Origin of the sequence: Psychrobacter piechaudii (genome assembly GCF_900162825.1) — a bacterium.
GTDB lineage: Bacteria > Pseudomonadota > Gammaproteobacteria > Pseudomonadales > Moraxellaceae > Psychrobacter > Psychrobacter piechaudii.
The window spans coordinates 22,696-39,508 of sequence record NZ_FUGE01000081.1; the positions used below are offsets into that span (position 1 = coordinate 22,696).

At 43.0% G+C, this 16,813-nt stretch carries 11 protein-coding genes and 1 tRNA gene; 3 read left to right on the forward strand and 9 right to left on the reverse strand.

Annotation, left to right across the window (positions count from 1 at the left end):
- Positions 1-238 precede the first annotated feature (238 nt).
- A complete protein-coding gene (locus A1019T_RS03590; protein WP_077450462.1) occupies positions 239-2,296 on the forward strand; it encodes an acyl-CoA synthetase in 2,058 nt (685 codons plus the stop codon).
- A gap of 175 nt (positions 2,297-2,471) precedes the next feature.
- On the opposite strand, the gene A1019T_RS03595 is transcribed toward A1019T_RS03590, so the two are convergent.
- A complete protein-coding gene (locus tag A1019T_RS03595) occupies positions 2,472-3,320 on the reverse strand; it encodes an aldo/keto reductase (protein WP_077450463.1) in 849 nt (282 codons plus the stop codon).
- 441 nt (positions 3,321-3,761) lie between these two features.
- On the opposite strand from A1019T_RS03595, the gene A1019T_RS03600 reads away from it, so the two are divergent.
- Positions 3,762-4,502: an MBL fold metallo-hydrolase gene (locus A1019T_RS03600; protein WP_077450464.1), complete on the forward strand. Its 741-nt coding sequence runs from the start codon at positions 3,762-3,764 to the stop codon at positions 4,500-4,502.
- A 251-nt stretch (positions 4,503-4,753) separates the two neighbouring features.
- On the opposite strand, the gene A1019T_RS03605 is transcribed toward A1019T_RS03600, so the two are convergent.
- The 6 genes from A1019T_RS03605 to leuS form a co-directional block, all read right to left on the reverse strand.
- Positions 4,754-4,829, reverse strand: a tRNA-Lys gene (locus tag A1019T_RS03605).
- Positions 4,830-5,005: 176 nt separating this feature from the next.
- Complete coding sequence (locus tag A1019T_RS03610; RefSeq protein WP_077450482.1) at positions 5,006-7,057, reverse strand: MacB family efflux pump subunit; 2,052 nt, start codon at positions 7,055-7,057, stop codon at positions 5,006-5,008.
- A gap of 160 nt (positions 7,058-7,217) precedes the next feature.
- Entirely contained in the window at positions 7,218-8,621 is a 1,404-nt protein-coding gene (locus tag A1019T_RS03615) for a permuted SH3 domain-containing protein (RefSeq protein ID WP_077450465.1), read from the reverse strand.
- Positions 8,622-8,857: 236 nt separating this feature from the next.
- Positions 8,858-9,940, reverse strand: a complete 1,083-nt coding sequence (locus A1019T_RS03620; protein WP_077450466.1) for a DNA polymerase III subunit delta — start codon at positions 9,938-9,940, stop codon at positions 8,858-8,860.
- Positions 9,941-9,943: 3 nt separating this feature from the next.
- Positions 9,944-10,636, reverse strand: coding sequence for an LPS-assembly lipoprotein LptE (locus A1019T_RS03625; protein WP_077450467.1), 693 nt, complete (start codon positions 10,634-10,636; stop codon positions 9,944-9,946).
- 3 nt (positions 10,637-10,639) lie between these two features.
- Complete coding sequence (gene leuS / locus A1019T_RS03630) at positions 10,640-13,297, reverse strand: leucine--tRNA ligase (RefSeq protein WP_077450468.1); 2,658 nt, start codon at positions 13,295-13,297, stop codon at positions 10,640-10,642.
- Positions 13,298-13,534: 237 nt separating this feature from the next.
- On the opposite strand from leuS, the gene A1019T_RS03635 reads away from it, so the two are divergent.
- A complete protein-coding gene (locus A1019T_RS03635; protein ID WP_077450469.1) occupies positions 13,535-13,903 on the forward strand; it encodes an ArsC family reductase in 369 nt (122 codons plus the stop codon).
- Between the two features lie 161 nt (positions 13,904-14,064).
- On the opposite strand, the gene argB is transcribed toward A1019T_RS03635, so the two are convergent.
- Together argB and A1019T_RS03645 are read right to left on the reverse strand one after the other, a co-directional pair.
- Positions 14,065-14,976, reverse strand: a complete 912-nt coding sequence (argB, locus tag A1019T_RS03640; RefSeq protein WP_077450470.1) for an acetylglutamate kinase — start codon at positions 14,974-14,976, stop codon at positions 14,065-14,067.
- A 92-nt stretch (positions 14,977-15,068) separates the two neighbouring features.
- The gene (locus A1019T_RS03645) at positions 15,069-16,745 is read right to left on the reverse strand and encodes a phosphomannomutase/phosphoglucomutase (RefSeq protein WP_095532558.1); all 1,677 of its coding nucleotides are present in this window, start codon (positions 16,743-16,745) and stop codon (positions 15,069-15,071) included.
- Positions 16,746-16,813: the final 68 nt, after the last annotated feature.

Below are 16,813 nucleotides of genomic sequence, written 5' to 3' on the forward strand. Positions count from 1 at the left end.
AAATCTAAAAACCAGTCATAGAAATATGGCTGGTTTTTTTTGATCTATTAATAACGCATTTATTACATTAATTGAAATGGAGAGAAGGCCATATATCAGCCTGCACCTAGAAGTGGTAAGTTATATTTTTAAAAGATAAACTATAACCAATATTTTGTTTACGACAAAACGGTGTATCACAACATGATTTGTGACCACATGATTACTTACTAAGCTTTGATAGATAAAGGATTCTCACATGGAAAGTGTCCCAAGCAATAAAACTAAAGATAATAAGACTAATACAGACCAAGCTACGAATACCCCAGTAGCCTCAGAACATATGGACAGTGTTCGCTATGAGCAGCTTTTGAATGAGTCGCCAACCACTTACGACTTGTTCAAAAAGGGGCATGATATTAATCCTGATGCGCCTGCATTAAGCTTTTTCTTACAAGGCACTGCTTATAAGGAAAATGAAACTTTTAGCTATGCAGAGATGCTGACTGAGATACATCAAGTGGGCAACTTTATGGATACTTTAGGACTAGAGGACGATGCAGTGGTTGCCATGCTACTTCCCAATCTGCCTGAGTGCTATAGCGTCATAATAGGGGTGCAAACTCGCCACATTATTATGCCCATTAACCCTTTACTTGAGCCTGAGGTCATTAGCGAGCTTTTAGCAACGGCTAAGGCTCGAGTACTGGTTACCCTTGCGCCTTTTCCCAATACTGAAATATGGTCAAAGGCCAAGTATATTGCACAGCATGTCCAAAGCTTAGCACATGTTGTTAGCATAAATATGGCCGATCATGTGCTCGGTAAAAAGTCCTTGCCTGCTAAAGTGTTACAAAAGCGTCAAGACATCATAGAAAACGATGTGACAGCTCTGCTTTTTGGTAGTAAGGCTGGACTACCTAACCATATCAATTGGCACAATTGGAAAACTGCCATAGCAAAGCAGCCAGGCGATCGTTTAACCTTTGAGAACAATAAATCGAAGCGTCGTAATAGCTTAGATTATTCTTCGTTCTTTTGTACCGGCGGTACCACAGGGCGACCTAAGATTGCCAAGCGAATACATAAAAATGAAGTCTCCAACGTATTACAGGTGAGAGCTGCTTTGGGTGATGACCTCGTTGGCAATGGCAAAAATTTGTTATGCGGTTTACCCCTATTTCATACCAATGCCGTCATGGTAACAGGGATGCTACCTTTCTCCTTGGGCAGTCATGTGGTATTGGCTACGCCGCAGGGTTACCGAGGTGAGGGCGTGGTTGCTAATTTTTGGGGTATTATTGAGCAGTACCAAATCAACTTCTTTAGCGGCGTACCGACCTTGTTCAGCTCTTTATTAAATATTCCGATTAAGACGCAGGATGTTAGCAGTTTGCAGTATTGTTTAAGCGGGGCAGCACCCATGCCTATTGAAGTCTTCAACCAGTTTGAAACTCAAACAGGCATGAGCATATTAGAGGCTTATGGGCTAACAGAGGCCAATTGTGGTAGCTCGGTGAATCCTCGTGAGGGTGAACGCAAAATTGGTTCGATTGGTCAAAGTTTTCCGCATCAAGAAATGATTGTGGCTATCCTAGAGGAGGATGGATTGTTCCGCCCTGCAAAAGTGGGTGAGGTCGGCAATGTCATTATACGCGGGGACAATGTATTTGCAGGATATTATATAGACAGCCAAAATAAGGATATTTGGCTTTACGATACGGTTGAAGATAAGCAAAAAGCGGACAATAACCAACTGAACCCTGCTAAAAGATGGGTTAATTCGGGAGATTTGGGCTATCAAGACAGCGATGGATTTTTCTTTTTAACAGGTCGTAAAAAAGAGCTTATTATTCGGGGTGGTCATAATATTGATCCAAAATTAATTGAAGAGCCTGTCTATAAATTTGGGGATATCGAAATCTGCGCTGCTATTGGTAAACCTGATGTGTATGCTGGCGAGATTCCTATTTTATACGTGCAGCCTAAGACAGGCGCAAGTATAGACAAAAAAGCCCTTGAGGCGTATTGCCAAGACCATATTGGTGAGCGTGCCGCAATACCAAAAGAGATTCACATTATAGATGAAATACCTCTTACCCCGGTGGGTAAGGTGTTCAAGCCTGCTTTAAAACGATTAGCAAATGTGGAGGCAGTGGCTACCTTACTTAATGAGCACAATATTGCCGCAGACGTTACTACCCAAGAAGATGCCACTTACGGATTCATCACTTGTGTCAAGGTAACTGACCCCAATCAGCTAGAGACAGCGAAGCATTTGGCCGGTCAATTTGCTATTGCTTTAGATATTCGTTAGTTTTTTAGCTTATACAACGAGTTTGATGACGGCAAGATAAAAGCAAAAGAAGCCCCTTATATTGATCCAGTCAGAGCTTTAAACCCATAAAAAAACCAGCCACCAAATGACTGGTTTTTTATTTCGTTTATAACGAGTTTACTCTCTTAATTAAGAGCCGGCGTTGGTTAACTCTTTAATCATCCCATTCAGGCGTATAATCAGGATGTTCAATCATACGACCATTTGAACGTGCCAACTTATTGATGGCTTCAATATCTTCCTTATCTAGCTGTACCTTTAACGCATCTAGGTTACTTTGTAGGTGAGATGGCGTACTGGTCTTAGGAATAGCAATACGATTTTTATCCGATAAAATCCAAGCCAAAGAGACTTGCGCTGGATTAATATTATGCTTGTCAGCGATAGCTTTAATAGTGCCATTATCAAAGACATCACCACGTGCTAACGGTGAGTAGGCAGTTAGTGGAATATGATGGTTGTATAAGAACGTTTGCAGGGTATGTTGACGAATAAAGGGGTGAAATTCGACTTGGTTCGTTGCAATAGGCACATCACTGTATTTTTGCGCCTCTAAAAGTAGATTAATATTGAAGTTAGAAACCCCAATGTTTCTAGTCAATCCTTGATGCTGCATCTCTGCCAAAGCCGGCATGGTCTCTGATAGTGGCACACGGGCATCTGGCCAGTGCAGTAATAATAAATCTACATACTCAACGTCTAATTTACCTAATGACTCATGCACCGACTTCACTAAATTATCAGGCTCAAAGCGCATATCATCTGGGAAAATCTTGGTAGTTAAGAAAAAGCGGTCACGAGCTACGCCCGACTTTTTAATGCCTGCTCCCACTTGAGCCTCATTATGATAAGCTTGGGCCGTATCAATATGCTCATAGCCCATTTGTAGGGCTTGGCTAACCACCTCAATACAGTCATCGTCTGTTGATTGCCAAGTGCCTAATCCTAAAGCAGGTATTTGTGCTTGTCCCACAGTGCGGGTGTGATAATTTTTATTATGCATTCTACTTATCCTTATTATTTTGACGCCTTTAGCCTTGAATCGGCTTAATAAACGACGCCTATATCGTTTGCAGTAAGTTTAAGGGTGATTCGGTCAATTTTAGTTTCAAATATGAGTTCCCTTAATACTAGTACTCTTCAATACTGCTACCCTTATACGAGTAACTATTATTAGTATAACGACCAAGCCGATAGGGTTTGTAGTTAAGCTATATGAAAACGTAAGTGAGCGTAAAGTGCTCAATAAATAATCCTCATATCTTTATGATATATAAAAATATTTTTTGTTCGGATAGGGGTTAGGCAAATAAAAATAGAGTAGAGGCAGCTGAAGCTAAAATAGCTTGGTGTAAAAACTTATCGGTCAACATGGACACTTAAACTATCTATAGACTAGGTTTACTATGATGCGATTATATATTGGGCAAGCATTAGGAGAATTATGAGTTTAATAGAAGTAGTGGGTATAGAAGGTTATATTCAGACCACCTATCTTGCAGTATACCCTGACAAATTGATGTTAATAGATTCTGGTTGCCGTGGTGATGTAGATCTTATTTTAAATTACATCACAGACACCCTACAAAGGCCTGTTGATCAGCTAAAGACAGTCTTGGTCAGTCATATGCATCCTGATCATGCTGGGGGTGCTGTGCTACTTCGTAAGAAGACGGGTTGTCAGATTGTGGCAGGCGCGCAGGCTGACACCTGGTATAAAGGCCTGTTAGGACGCAAACAACATGTATGGGATCTGGCACTGACTCACTATGTGGCTAATCGTAAAAGAAAGCCAAAGACCTACCAGTGGTACACGCCATTTCTAAAGCCCGACATTATAGTAAAAGATGGTGATACAGTACCCAACTTTGAAGACTGGGTGATACTTGAAACTCCAGGGCATACCAACTGTGATCTCTCCTTTTGGCATACGCCTAGCAATGAAATTTATACCGCTGATTTAATTTTAAAGATTAAAAATAAATTTGTGTCGCCTTATTTAATAAGTTATCCCAAAAAATACAAAGCTTCTTTAAGTAAAATCAAGGCGTTACAGCCTTCACAGTTACTGTTAGCGCACGGTAGAAAATCAGAAATCAGGGCTGGAGATTTTGACAGCCTCATTGATAAAGCTCCTAATGAGCCTCGTAGAATGGGGCTTAGAGAGGCAATAGGTCTTAAGTAAAGTTATGACAATATGACAACTGTGAGGGCGATTGGCTTTGCTTAGGGCTTATGTTGAGTGCGATAGATTCTGAGAGTGACTAGTTTTTAGAGTGATTGGCGTTTAGAGTAACTGATGCCTTGTATTGGTAAGTATCAATAGATCACCGCTATTATTATCAATACAAGGTTTTTAGTCTTTAGTAGACAGCTAAATAGAGTAGACGAAAAAAACCCCGATTAAACATTGTTTAATCGGGGTTTTTAGATATATGGTGGGCCGACCGCGACTCGAACGCGGGACCAATAGATTAAAAGTCTACTGCTCTACCAACTGAGCTATCGGCCCTAAACAGTTAAAAGGTTGCTGTATCCCCTTAACGTGAGAGCACATTATACGCCTCAAAAATGAGAATGCAACCCTAAATCTTAAATTTTTCTATTTTTTTCAGTATTAATCGTTTTTTTGTGGTTTTAATCTTAAATCATAGCCATTTATATTTTCGCAGTTAGCCGCTAATGACTTTAATCTCTAGATAAAGCCTCCACTGGATTTAGCTTGGCTGCGTTGCGGGCAGGTAAGAAACCGAAAACAATCCCGATTAATGTTGAGCAAATAAAAGCGGCAATAATGGAGGTAGGGGAGTAGATAACACTGAAACTATCAGAGCCTAAACTATTAATACCTTCCCCAATCAAAAACGCTAACAGGATTCCTAAACCACCGCCTAGGATACAAACTAGGACAGCTTCTATCAAAAATTGCTGCATGATATCACTTTGACGTGCTCCCACCGCCATACGTACCCCAATCTCATTGGTACGCTCGGTCACTGATACCAGCATGATATTCATCACCCCAATACCGCCCACCACTAACGAGATAATCGCAATGGAGGAGATGAGTAGCGTCATGGTATTGGTAGTAGACTCAATGGTTTGACGAATAGAGTCAGAGTTTTGGGTTCTAAAGTCATCAGCCCCATGTCGCCCTTCAATTAGCTCTGAAATCGCGGATTCTGCAGCACTGGTTGAGATTTGATTGTCAATGAGCACCACAAAACGATCAATGTTTTCTCCGCCCACAATACGTGACATCATAGTGGTGTAGGGCATATAGATAGTAGGGGTGTCACTAGAACGACTGAAGGCATTTTCATTGGGCTCTAATACCCCAATTACCAGGCCAGGAACATTGCCAATTAGCAATACTTCTCCAATGGGGTTAGTAATGTCTGGGAAGAAAGTAGTTTTGGCATTGTCATCAATGATGATGTCTTGCGTACGCAGGGAGATACTTTGTTCGTCGAAGCCTTGACCTTGTGCCAGTTTTTCTCCAGTAACTTCTAGATAGCCTGAGCCCACACCACTGATACTGGCGGACTCTTGTACACTTCGATAGCGGACACTGGCGTTGGTATCAAGCTGCGGGCTGACGCTGACTACATAAGGTTGATCGGCCACAGCTTGGGCATCGTCTGGCGTCAGGTTGTCATCATTATATTGTCGTCTGGGATCGCCATAGGGGTAACCATCAATAACGGTGATGGTATTGGTACCTAATGAGCTGATGTTGGACAGAATTTGCTGCTGTGAGCCTTGACCTATACCTACGACTGAGACCACTGAAGCGATACCGATGATAATCCCCAGCATGGTCAGCAAGGTGCGCATCTTATGAGCGCGCATGGCCAATATTGACATTCTAAACGCTTCTGATAAGCGGTCAATAAGCGAGCCTAACCGACTTTTTTGTTTGTGGCGTAAGACTTTTGAAGGACTGGCTGAGGCTGCTGTTGCCTCTTCTGTTGTCTCTTCATTGGCTAGAGCTTGCGAATGGTCTGAATGGTTAAAGTGCTCATTGCGGTAATCTGCAATAATGTGGCCGTCTTTGAGCTCAATAACCCGTTCTGCTTGATCTGCAATACTGGGATCATGGGTGACCATAATCACCGTGTGACCTTGCTTGTTCAAATTATTTAGAATTTGTAAAACATCTTTGCCCGACTTACTGTCCAAGGCACCCGTGGGTTCATCGGCTAAGATGACATCGCCACCATTCATCAAGGCTCGGGCTACCGACACACGCTGCTGTTGTCCCCCTGACAGTTGGCTGGGCCGGTTATGAACCTTATCGCCGAGGCCTAAATCTGTCAGTAACTGTTCAGCCCGCTGTGCTCGCAGCTTATTGTCCATTCCGGCATAGACGGCAGGCACGGCAACGTTGTCTCGAGCATCAATATCACCCAGTAAGTGATATCTTTGGAAAATAAAGCCAAAATGTTCACGGCGCAGCTTGGCCAGCTCATCGGCATCTAGCTGTTTAACAGATTTGCCAAAGATGAGGTAATCACCGGCAGTGGCCTTATCTAAACAGCCTAAGATATTCATCAAAGTAGATTTACCTGAGCCGGATTGGCCAATGATGGCCACCATTTCACCTTGATAAATAGTGAGGTCAATACCGTGCAAAATACGAATGGTCTGCTCACCAGCAGGAAACTCACGGATAATACCGCTTAGTTGCATGATGGGCTCTGCCCCTGGTTTTGACGACGAGGCAGTCCTTTTTAACATTGGGTCGGTTGCAACAGAGTTGCTTACTGGCGGCTCGGGTGTGGTCATAGCAAAATCTTCAGTTCAGGCAAAGCTAATAAAAAAAACTAGCCTAAGATAAATTCAAAGTCAGTGATCAGGCAGTAAATAGCCAGTTATTAACAGGTTTATAGACTAGCTGTTACATTCCAAGTGGACGACGGCCACGGCTTTGCTGTTTGCCTGGGGCACCTGAGTTCTCCCCAATAATTACCGCTTCACCTTCTTTGAGTCCACTTAGGATTTGGGCATTCACTCTATTGTCGATACCGACGGTTACAGGTCTGTGTTCGACACTGCCATCAGCTTTTAATACTCTCACATAACTACCTTTATTATTGGCAGAAGGTTGGTTAGTAGCAGAGTTTTTAGTAGCATCGGCTCCTTGCTTAGCGGAGCGTTTGCCACCTGCAGCATTATTATCGCCTCGTCCTTTTTTGATTGCAGCAGAAGGCACTATTAGCGTGTTCTCAGCTTTATCGATGACCACATAAACTTGAGCGGTCATATCAATACGGAAAAGGCGCTCGGGATTAGGGACTTCAACATAGCCAATATAATAGATGGCAGAGTCGGTGGTGCTTGTAGAGCTAATTTGTTCTGGGGCAGGCTCGACAGCCGTTAATACCGCATCGTATTTTTTGTCGGGGTTCCCAATGGTATTAAAGTATACCGGCATGCCCGCTTTGACATTAATCACATCTGCCTCTGAGATTTGGGCATTAATACGCACCGTTGATAAATCGGCTAAGGTGACGATAGTGGGCGCGGCTTGATTGGCGTTAACGGTTGTCCCTTGCTCAGTGACTACAGCGACGATGGTGCCATCCATTGGGGCGCGGATAGTGGTATAGCCTAAGTCGGTATTGGCAGTATTTAAATTGGTTTGGGCTTTGCGTAGATCGGCTTCGCTGCTGGCAATATTAGACTGGGAAGTGATAAGCGCTGCTTGGGCAGTTTTGATAGCAGATTTCGCTGCGGCCACACTGGCTTGAGCTTTTTCGACTGTGGTTCGCGCGTTTTCAACTTCTTGCTGGCTAATAGCATCCATCGCAAGTAGTGGACTTAATCTAGCATAGTCAGACTGGGCCTGCTTTAAGTCCGCTTCACGACTTGCTAGATCGGCTTGGGCACTTTCTAGACCTGCTTTACGGCTATAATATTCCGCTTGCGCACTTTGTAGTCCGGCTCGACCTTGTTCTAGAGTCGCTTGCTGGTTAGATAGGTTGTTTTTTTGGGTAACTTGGTCAATTTGAGCGATGAGATCGCCTTTTTTTACTACATCACCCACATTTACATATAGCTTAGTGACTTCCCCAGAGACCTGAGCGCCTACATCGACCGTGTTTAGGGCCTTTACTTTACCTGAAGCCATTACATTACGTTCAATATCTCCTATCTCAGCAGGAGTAGTAATGTAGTTTGGGGTCTCTTCTTTGGGTTTAGATTTATTGTATAAAAGTACGCCCAAAGCCAAGACAGCTAAAGCGATGAGACTCCACTTTATAAGAGACTTGCGAGTTTTCTGATTAGAGATAAAAGCCATGTCACAGTCCGAAAACTAATTTTAAATAGACTTATGATACCTCACTACGATAAAAAGACTATGGTATTAAGTTTAAGAAAGGTTACAAGGGACGGTTGAAGAGGCTGAAAATACGCAGAGGAATGGAAGTGGGCGGAATAAATTGCTGAACAAGATGAGCAAATTGAGATAAATGCAATAAATAATTATAGAGGTAGACACTGTCATAGCGTGGATTAAAAAGCTAAGGTAACTGACTAAAAAAGTCTATGTCCTGTCACTCTTAAGGCCGCTTGCAACATAAGCTCCCAAGCAGGTTGACGCACGATACCTTTTACCGCTTTATCACACTGATAAAGAATGTCTGGCCAATCCGCAATGCTTTGTGGGGTTTGACGCCGGCAAGCATTTTGATATAAAGATTGCTTACTGCTCCAGATACCTATGCTTTGTGGGTTCTCACCCGCCATAAGCTGCATAATAAGGCGCATATCCTTACTAATGGCCCAAAGTATCAAGGGAGAGGGTTCTTCTGTGGCTTTTAACTGCTCCATGATCTTGACTACTTGAGGCGCATTACCGGCCAACATAGCGTCGGATAAATCAAAGACACTATACTGGGCATCACTGACTAAGGCATTTTTTAAGGCCTCGACATCAATGGTGGTAGCGGTCACCGAATCCGAAGAGTCAGATTGACTGTCAGCAATAGTAGCTTCGTTAGGAGAGGCGGTTTGTGGTGAATATAAATAAGATAAGCGCCATAGGGCCTGATAGGCACTGAGCAGATGATGTTCTGTTTGCACCATCAAAAACTGCCAAGCCTCAGGTAATAAATTCAGCCCAAATTTTTGCGATTGAAAGGTTAGAATCTGTTGACGTTGGTTTTCATTATATAAATTACAATCAATGACATGCCCTTGCTGAGCAAAGGGTATATACCATTTACTACTTTTTGAGCGGTTATCTACTTTGACGGTTAGCCATAGCATACAGTTTTGATTGTCACCATTATTGGCGGCGCTGGCAAAACTTTCGAGCTCTTGCAGCATCGCCTTATCAGGTTTGTGGTTGCCGGTCACGATAACCGCTGTGGCATCGTCAAATAAAGACAGGCTATTAAGCTCACTCATGACTTCTTGCCAGCTCTTGCTAGACACTAATTCTAAGCGTTTAACCGCCAGATTTTGCGCTCGCCAAGAGGTACGCATGGCATCGATGAGCCATTGTTGTAACAGAGGCTCATCGCCATGGGCCAACCACAATCCGGTTAAATTAAGCGGGTTTGTGGCGCTAGCAGCACTAAGCTTTGGATAGACATTTAAAAAAGTATCTTCCATGGTTTAAGGCGTAGACTCAGCAGCAGGTGAATCAGAATCAGTCGGTACCAATACTGCAATCTTTGAGTCATCTTGCTTGGCTTTTGGGGCAACACGAGGCAAGTTTAGCGCCACATATTGATCGGTAATACGCTGGGCTAAGTTTCTATATAGCCACTCTTCAATTTGTTTACCTTGTTTGTCATCGGTACTGACTGAAGCTTCATCAAATTGATAAGTGCGTTCTACTTGCACTTGGTTTTTCACGATCATCGGTTCGTTAGCCTGGCCTTGATCGTTATTAAGCGTTTCGTAGAACACATCCGCAGACAACACCAAGCGAACTTCGGTTAACACCCCAACCAATTCGTAGCGTTTAAGTTTTACGTTCTCTACACGAATACTAGAGGTGTACTGCTTATCACTACTATTGATTTGACGTCCAATGTTGTCAACTACATTGACCCCAACGGCATTCAAGCGCTGTGTTAACGGTTGTTTTAAGCGAAAGCTGGTGGGGTCATTATCATTGAGACTAAGAGAAGTAGTTTGCGCCACATAAGTCATAGGACTGTCATAGCCACGTAAATGAAAACCACAGCTGCTCAGCATAAGCGGGGCTGCCACTAATGCCGCTGTTAATAGCGCAGTGCATAGAGCACCACGCTTATTTGTAGCAACGATACCAGTTTCAGTCTGGGCTAATAGATGGGTCATGATTTATCCTACCACTACAATGTTAACCAGCTTGTTAGGTACAACGATCTCTTTTTTAATCTCACCGGTTAGATACTTAGCCACCGCTTCGATTTGTTTCGCTTGTGCTTTAAGAGCTTCAGGGTCGCTATTAGGCGCCACTTCCATCTTGCCACGCACCTTACCGTTGACCTGAACCACCATAGTGATAGTGTCTTGAACCAATGCTGATTTATCAGCAGTAGGATAGGTCAAGTTTAAGGTATCTATTCCCAACTCTTCAAGCAAATGCTCTGCAATGTGTGGGGCATAAACAGACAAGATAGTCAGCAAGGTAGTAATGGCTTCATGCTGTACCGCCAGTGCTGTAGCATTAACTTCTTTGTTCTTCGCAATGAAAGTACCAATCTCGTTGGCCAATTCCATTAGGCTTGATACCGGCGTGTTTAATGATAAACGGTCGCCTAAGTCATTATCAATTTTGGCAATAACTTCGTGAGTCTTACGACGTAGATTTTTTGCTAAGCTATCTAGCTCATTGCTATCGATAGCAGAAATGGCTGGCAACTCAGTAGCACTAATGCCTTGTTGTTGTAACAGCTCAATATGAGTTTGGACTTCACGCCAAACTTTCTTCAAGAAGTTATAAGGTCCTTTTAAGGAATCATCTGACCATTCTAAGGTCTGATCAGCTGGCGCGGCAAATAGGGTATACAAACGAACCGTATCAGCACCATATTGGTCGATAGTGGTTTGCGGATCCACTCCGTTATTTTTTGACTTCGACATTTTTTCAATTTTACCGATGGTTACTGGCTGGCCATCTGCTTTTAAGGTCGCATTGATAGGCTGACCACGGTCATCATAATTGATATCTACGTCTTCAGCGAAGTAATAAGTTTTGCTGCCGTCTTCATTTTTGCGATATAAAGTACCGGCCAATACCATGCCTTGAGTCAGCAAGTTTTTAAATGGCTCATCGCCTGATACCAAACCTTCGTCACGCATTAGCTTGTGATAGAAGCGAGCATATAATAGATGCATCACCGCATGTTCAACACCGCCCACATATTGATCGACCGGAAGCCAGGTGTCAGCGGCTGATTTATCAACCATTTGCGTGTCATCATTAGGACTTGCAAAGCGGGCGTAATACCAGCTTGATTCCATAAAGGTATCAAAAGTATCGGTTTCACGCTCTGCTGGGCCACCACACTTAGGACAAGTGGTGTTAACAAACTCAGGGATATTTTTTAGGGGGTTACCACGGCCATCAGGCACTACGTCTGTAGGTAGCTTAATAGGTAAATCCGCTTCGTCAACAGGAACGTTGCCACAGTATTCACAGTTAATCATTGGAATTGGGCAACCCCAATAACGTTGACGTGACACACCCCAGTCACGTAGACGATATTGAATCTTACGTGCAGCTAAGTTTTGCGGTTCAAGCTTGGTCAACATGGCTTCAAATGAGCCTTCGAAGTCTAAGCCGTCGAACTCACCTGAGTTAACTAAGGTGCCACGCTCAGTGTAAGCTCCTTCATGATCTTCAGGAGTTTCAATAACAGTCTTGATAGGCAGGTTATATTTGCTAGCAAATTCGAAATCACGCTCATCATGAGCAGGAACCGCCATTACAGCACCAGAGCCGTAGCTCATTAGTACGTAGTTGGCTACCCAAACAGGGATCTCTTCACCAGTTAGAGGATGGGTAACTGTCAGACCGGTATCCATACCCACTTTATCGGCTTTGGCAAGGTCAGCTTCCGCCACAGAGCCTTTTTTACACTGTTCACAAAACTCAGCAATTTTTGGGTTTTGTTCAGCGGCTAATTTGGCTAAGCGGTGTTCAGCAGCCACAGCCACATAAGTCACCCCCATTAAGGTGTCAGGGCGGGTAGTGAATACATCTAAGGTGCTTATATCATCGCTGTTTTTGTAAGGGAAATGAACTTCCATACCTTGGCTGCGACCAATCCAATTGCGCTGCATGGTGATAACATCGCTTGGCCATTGTCCTTCTAACTGCTCTAAATCATCCAGTAGCTCATCAGCATAATCTGTGATTTTGAAGTAGTACATAGGGATATCACGCTTCTCAACTGGAGCGCCACTACGCCAACCTTTACCATCGATAACTTGTTCGTTGGCCAATACCGTATTGTCCACTGGGTCCCAGTTTACAGTGGCAAGTTTTTTATAAACCAAGCCTTTTTTGTAAAGCTGTAGGAAGAACCATTGTTCCCAGCGGTAATATTCAGGAGTACAGGTCGCAAACTCGCGTGACCAGTCAATCGATAGACCCAAAGTCTTTAACTGAGTACGCATATTATCAATATTAGAGAAGGTCCATTTTGCAGGAGCAACTTGGTTGGCAATGGCCGCGTTTTCTGCAGGCATACCAAACGCATCCCAACCCATAGGCTGTAAAACTTGCTCACCTTTTAAGCGATAATAACGGCTGAGAACATCTGAAATAGTATAGTTACGAACATGTCCCATATGCAGCTTGCCACTTGGATAAGGGAACATAGACAGCATATAACGTGTTTTTTCATCTTTGCTGATGTCATTGCTTACTTCAAAGCGCTTATCCGCTTCCCACTTAGCTTGTTGTGTGGCTTCGATTTGCTTTGGTTGATAATGATTTGAATGGTTTTGTTCAGTTGCTGTGGTGCTCATAGTAGGCTCTAAGTTAGATGTTTTTTAAAAGTTTGAGTAAAAAAATCGTAATCACTAAAGTAATAAATAATAGAGAAATTTAGATACGATAGAATAGCTTAAATTGACTAAAATTGCGATGGTAAGCGCCAATTTTAACCGGATATTGGCATTCACTGGCTTTATAAGCTGTTAACTATTAAGCTTGTTAAAACTTTTTTTGAGAGATAACCGTTATAAAAACAACAGGAGATATAAATGACAATAACTGTTTATGGTATTAAATCTTGCAGCACAATGAAAAAGGCATTCACGAAGTTAGAGGCGCTTGGTATTGACTATCAATTTCATGATTATAAAAAGCAAGGTATCGATAAGCAAAGTGTCCAGCGCTGGGTCGACGAGCTGGGCATTGAAAAAGTGCTCAATAAGAGAGGGACCACTTGGCGTAAATTGACTGAGGAACAAAAAGCAGCTGCTGATGCCGACGTCGATACAGCGATTGAGCTATTGGTTGAAAACACCAGTATGATCAAACGTCCCATTGTAGAGGGCGATACTCAAAGCAATAAAATTCTACTTTGCGGCTTTAACGAGGCAGAGTTTGAGCAAGTGTTTTCCGCTTAGTTTATTAGTTAACGCCGTTCGTAAAACATTGAAACTATTATAATAAAAGGGCACTGCTACTAGCGGTGCCCTTTTATTTGTTAACCTTTCACTTGTCAAATAGTAGCTATCAGTAGTGCGTGACTATTTAGATATCAGGTTAATTTCAGATTTAAGGCCAATTAGCTTAAAGCAGCGTCTAAATCACGGCTGATTAAGGTCCCTACACCTTCATTGGTAAAGATTTCAAGTAAGGTAGCGTTAGGCACACGACCATCGACAATAACTGCGCTTTTTACGCCGCCCAGCACTGCATCTAAGGCACACTGTATCTTCGGAATCATACCGCCTGAAATGGTGCCATCTTTGATCATTTCATCGACTTTTTTCGGAGTTAAGCCGGTGACTACTTGGCCTTCTTTATTCATGACTCCTTTGATGTTGGTCAATAGCATTAACTTTTCAGCATGTAGAAACTCGGCCACTTTACCGGCTACTAAGTCGGCATTGATGTTATAACTGTTACCTTCATTGTCTACACCTATGGGGGCAATTACCGGGATAAAGTTTGAGCCAATAAGCATCATGATCACGTCTTTATTGACGCTCACCACTTCCCCCACAAAGCCTAAGTCGATATCACTACTATTACCCTGCTCATCGGTCTTAGTCATAAGTAGCTTTTTGGCGCGAATTAAATTCGCATCCTTACCTGTTAAGCCAATGGCACGGCCACCATGTTTGTTAATCAGGCTGACAATAGACTTGTTAACACTGCCGCCTAATACCATCTCTACCACGTCCATAGTAGATTTGGTGGTAACGCGCATGCCGTCAATTCGATCTGACTCACGGCCCAGCTCTTTTAATAAATTATCTACTTGAGGGCCACCGCCATGAACCACAACTGGATGAAGGCCTACCGTTTTTAACAGGACGATATCGCGGGCAAAAGAGCTTTCTAGCTCTGGATCGGTCATGGCATTGCCACCATATTTCACCACAATGATTTTATCTTCAAAGCGCTGAATGTAAGGTAGGGCAGTGGTTAATACTTGAGCAGTAGTTTTGGCTTGGGCTAGATTTAAGGACATGAGAGACTCTTTTTTTTTATACTTTGAAAGGTCGTGAGTTTAAATAAATGGCTTTTGAACTTAGACAAACAGTTTAAACAACTTTTATTATTCTACTGATTTACCCGAATGTTGGCTACCTGATTGGCTAAATCCTCACTGATAGACTGACACAGGTGGACGAAATAGCCTTGTATTTGAGTTAGGTCAGATAGGGAGTCGCCGGCAAAGCGTACCGTTAAACTGTTACTGGTATTTGAGGAGCGGATGATGCCAAATCCGTGGCTAAAATCCAAACGCAAACCATCAATACAGGTTAGCCGAGTATCTGCTGGCAGGGAGTGAGGTAGATCCTTTGTATTGTCCTGTAGTTTTTGACATAGAGCCGAAAGTCTGTTTAATATGGGCTGCGAATCTGGCGCCACATCAGGAACGGCAGTGTCTTGTGATACGCTATAAGAGTAATCGGCTAAAGGCAGATAGACATCTGGGGTGCTAACCATCTGCGGCAGACTATCGATGACATCAGCTAGAGTCATGGGCTGATGATGCAGCCAGTTTAATAGGCGTAATCCTGCATACATGGCATCATCATGCAATAAGAAGTGGTCATCATTAAAAATAAAGTGCCCTGATAATTCACCGGCAAATAAATTATGCGAGTCTGTGCCGTCTTTATTAGATTGTAAGGCGCGGCGCAAGATACTGCTGCCTGTTTTACTCATTTGTGCTTCAGCCCCAGCTTGATTTATTAAGCTGGGTAGGTGATGAGAGCACTTCACATCGAAGATAACGGTTGGGGTGCAAGAGTTAGAGTGACTACAAGCGCCAGAAGCAAAGTGGTCTTCTATGGCTACCCGAGACAGCAGATATAATAAGTGATCGGCTACCAACGGCTGGCCTCTGCTATCGATTACCATCAGTCTATCTCCGTCTCCATCGAAGCTTAACCCTAGATCTGCTTTATGATGCAAAACTGCTGCAGACAACTCATGAAGGCGATTGTACTCCATGGGATCTGGATTGCCTTTTGGGAAGTCACCGTCAACCTTAGCGTTAAGCACGATAACTTCTGAGCACAAAGAGGGATGTGCTTGGTAAAAATCTTCAGCGAATAGTCCAGTCGACCCATTTAAGCAATCAATGACAATCTTCAGTTTAGAGCCTGTGGGCGCGATATAGCGCTTATTGGTAGAGGTAGTCAGTTTTAAACGTGATTCATTAATACTATCAAGCGCTTCAACTGCCTTGTTGATATAAAAATTTAATACTTCTTGGCGGGATAAGATGATTTGTTTTGGCAAAGATGGATTTGGCTTAGGAATATCTTTATTAATATCTTTGCCTTCAATCTTGTCTTCATCGCTAGACTGATCTGATATCAGCTGCTGATACAGTTGCTGGATTTGCTCACTGCTTGGAGACTGGCTATTTATTAGCCATTTTAAGCCATTGATATGTGGTTCTGAGTGGCTGGCCGTGGCGATAACCCCATGGCCTTGATATTGATTGGCCCAAAAAGCCATCAAGGGCGTGGTCACTAAGCCCAGCCAGATGACTTCACAGCCATGAGCCTTAAAACTAGAGGCCATATGTCTGGCAAGGGTTTCACTATGGTGACGGGCATCAAAGCCAATGACTACCTGATTGGCATTAGCGTGTTTTACAAAGTAACGGGCAAGCGCATGACTTAGAGCTATCATGAACTCGGTGGTGAACAATCGACGTTCACCACGGATGTCGTAAGCTTTGAAAAGGGTACGTTGGTCGCTAAAGGCAGTCGATGACAAAGCAAAGTTCCAAATTTCAAGAAACCATCATTATAACTTTATAAATTTATAATAATAGTACTTTTAAG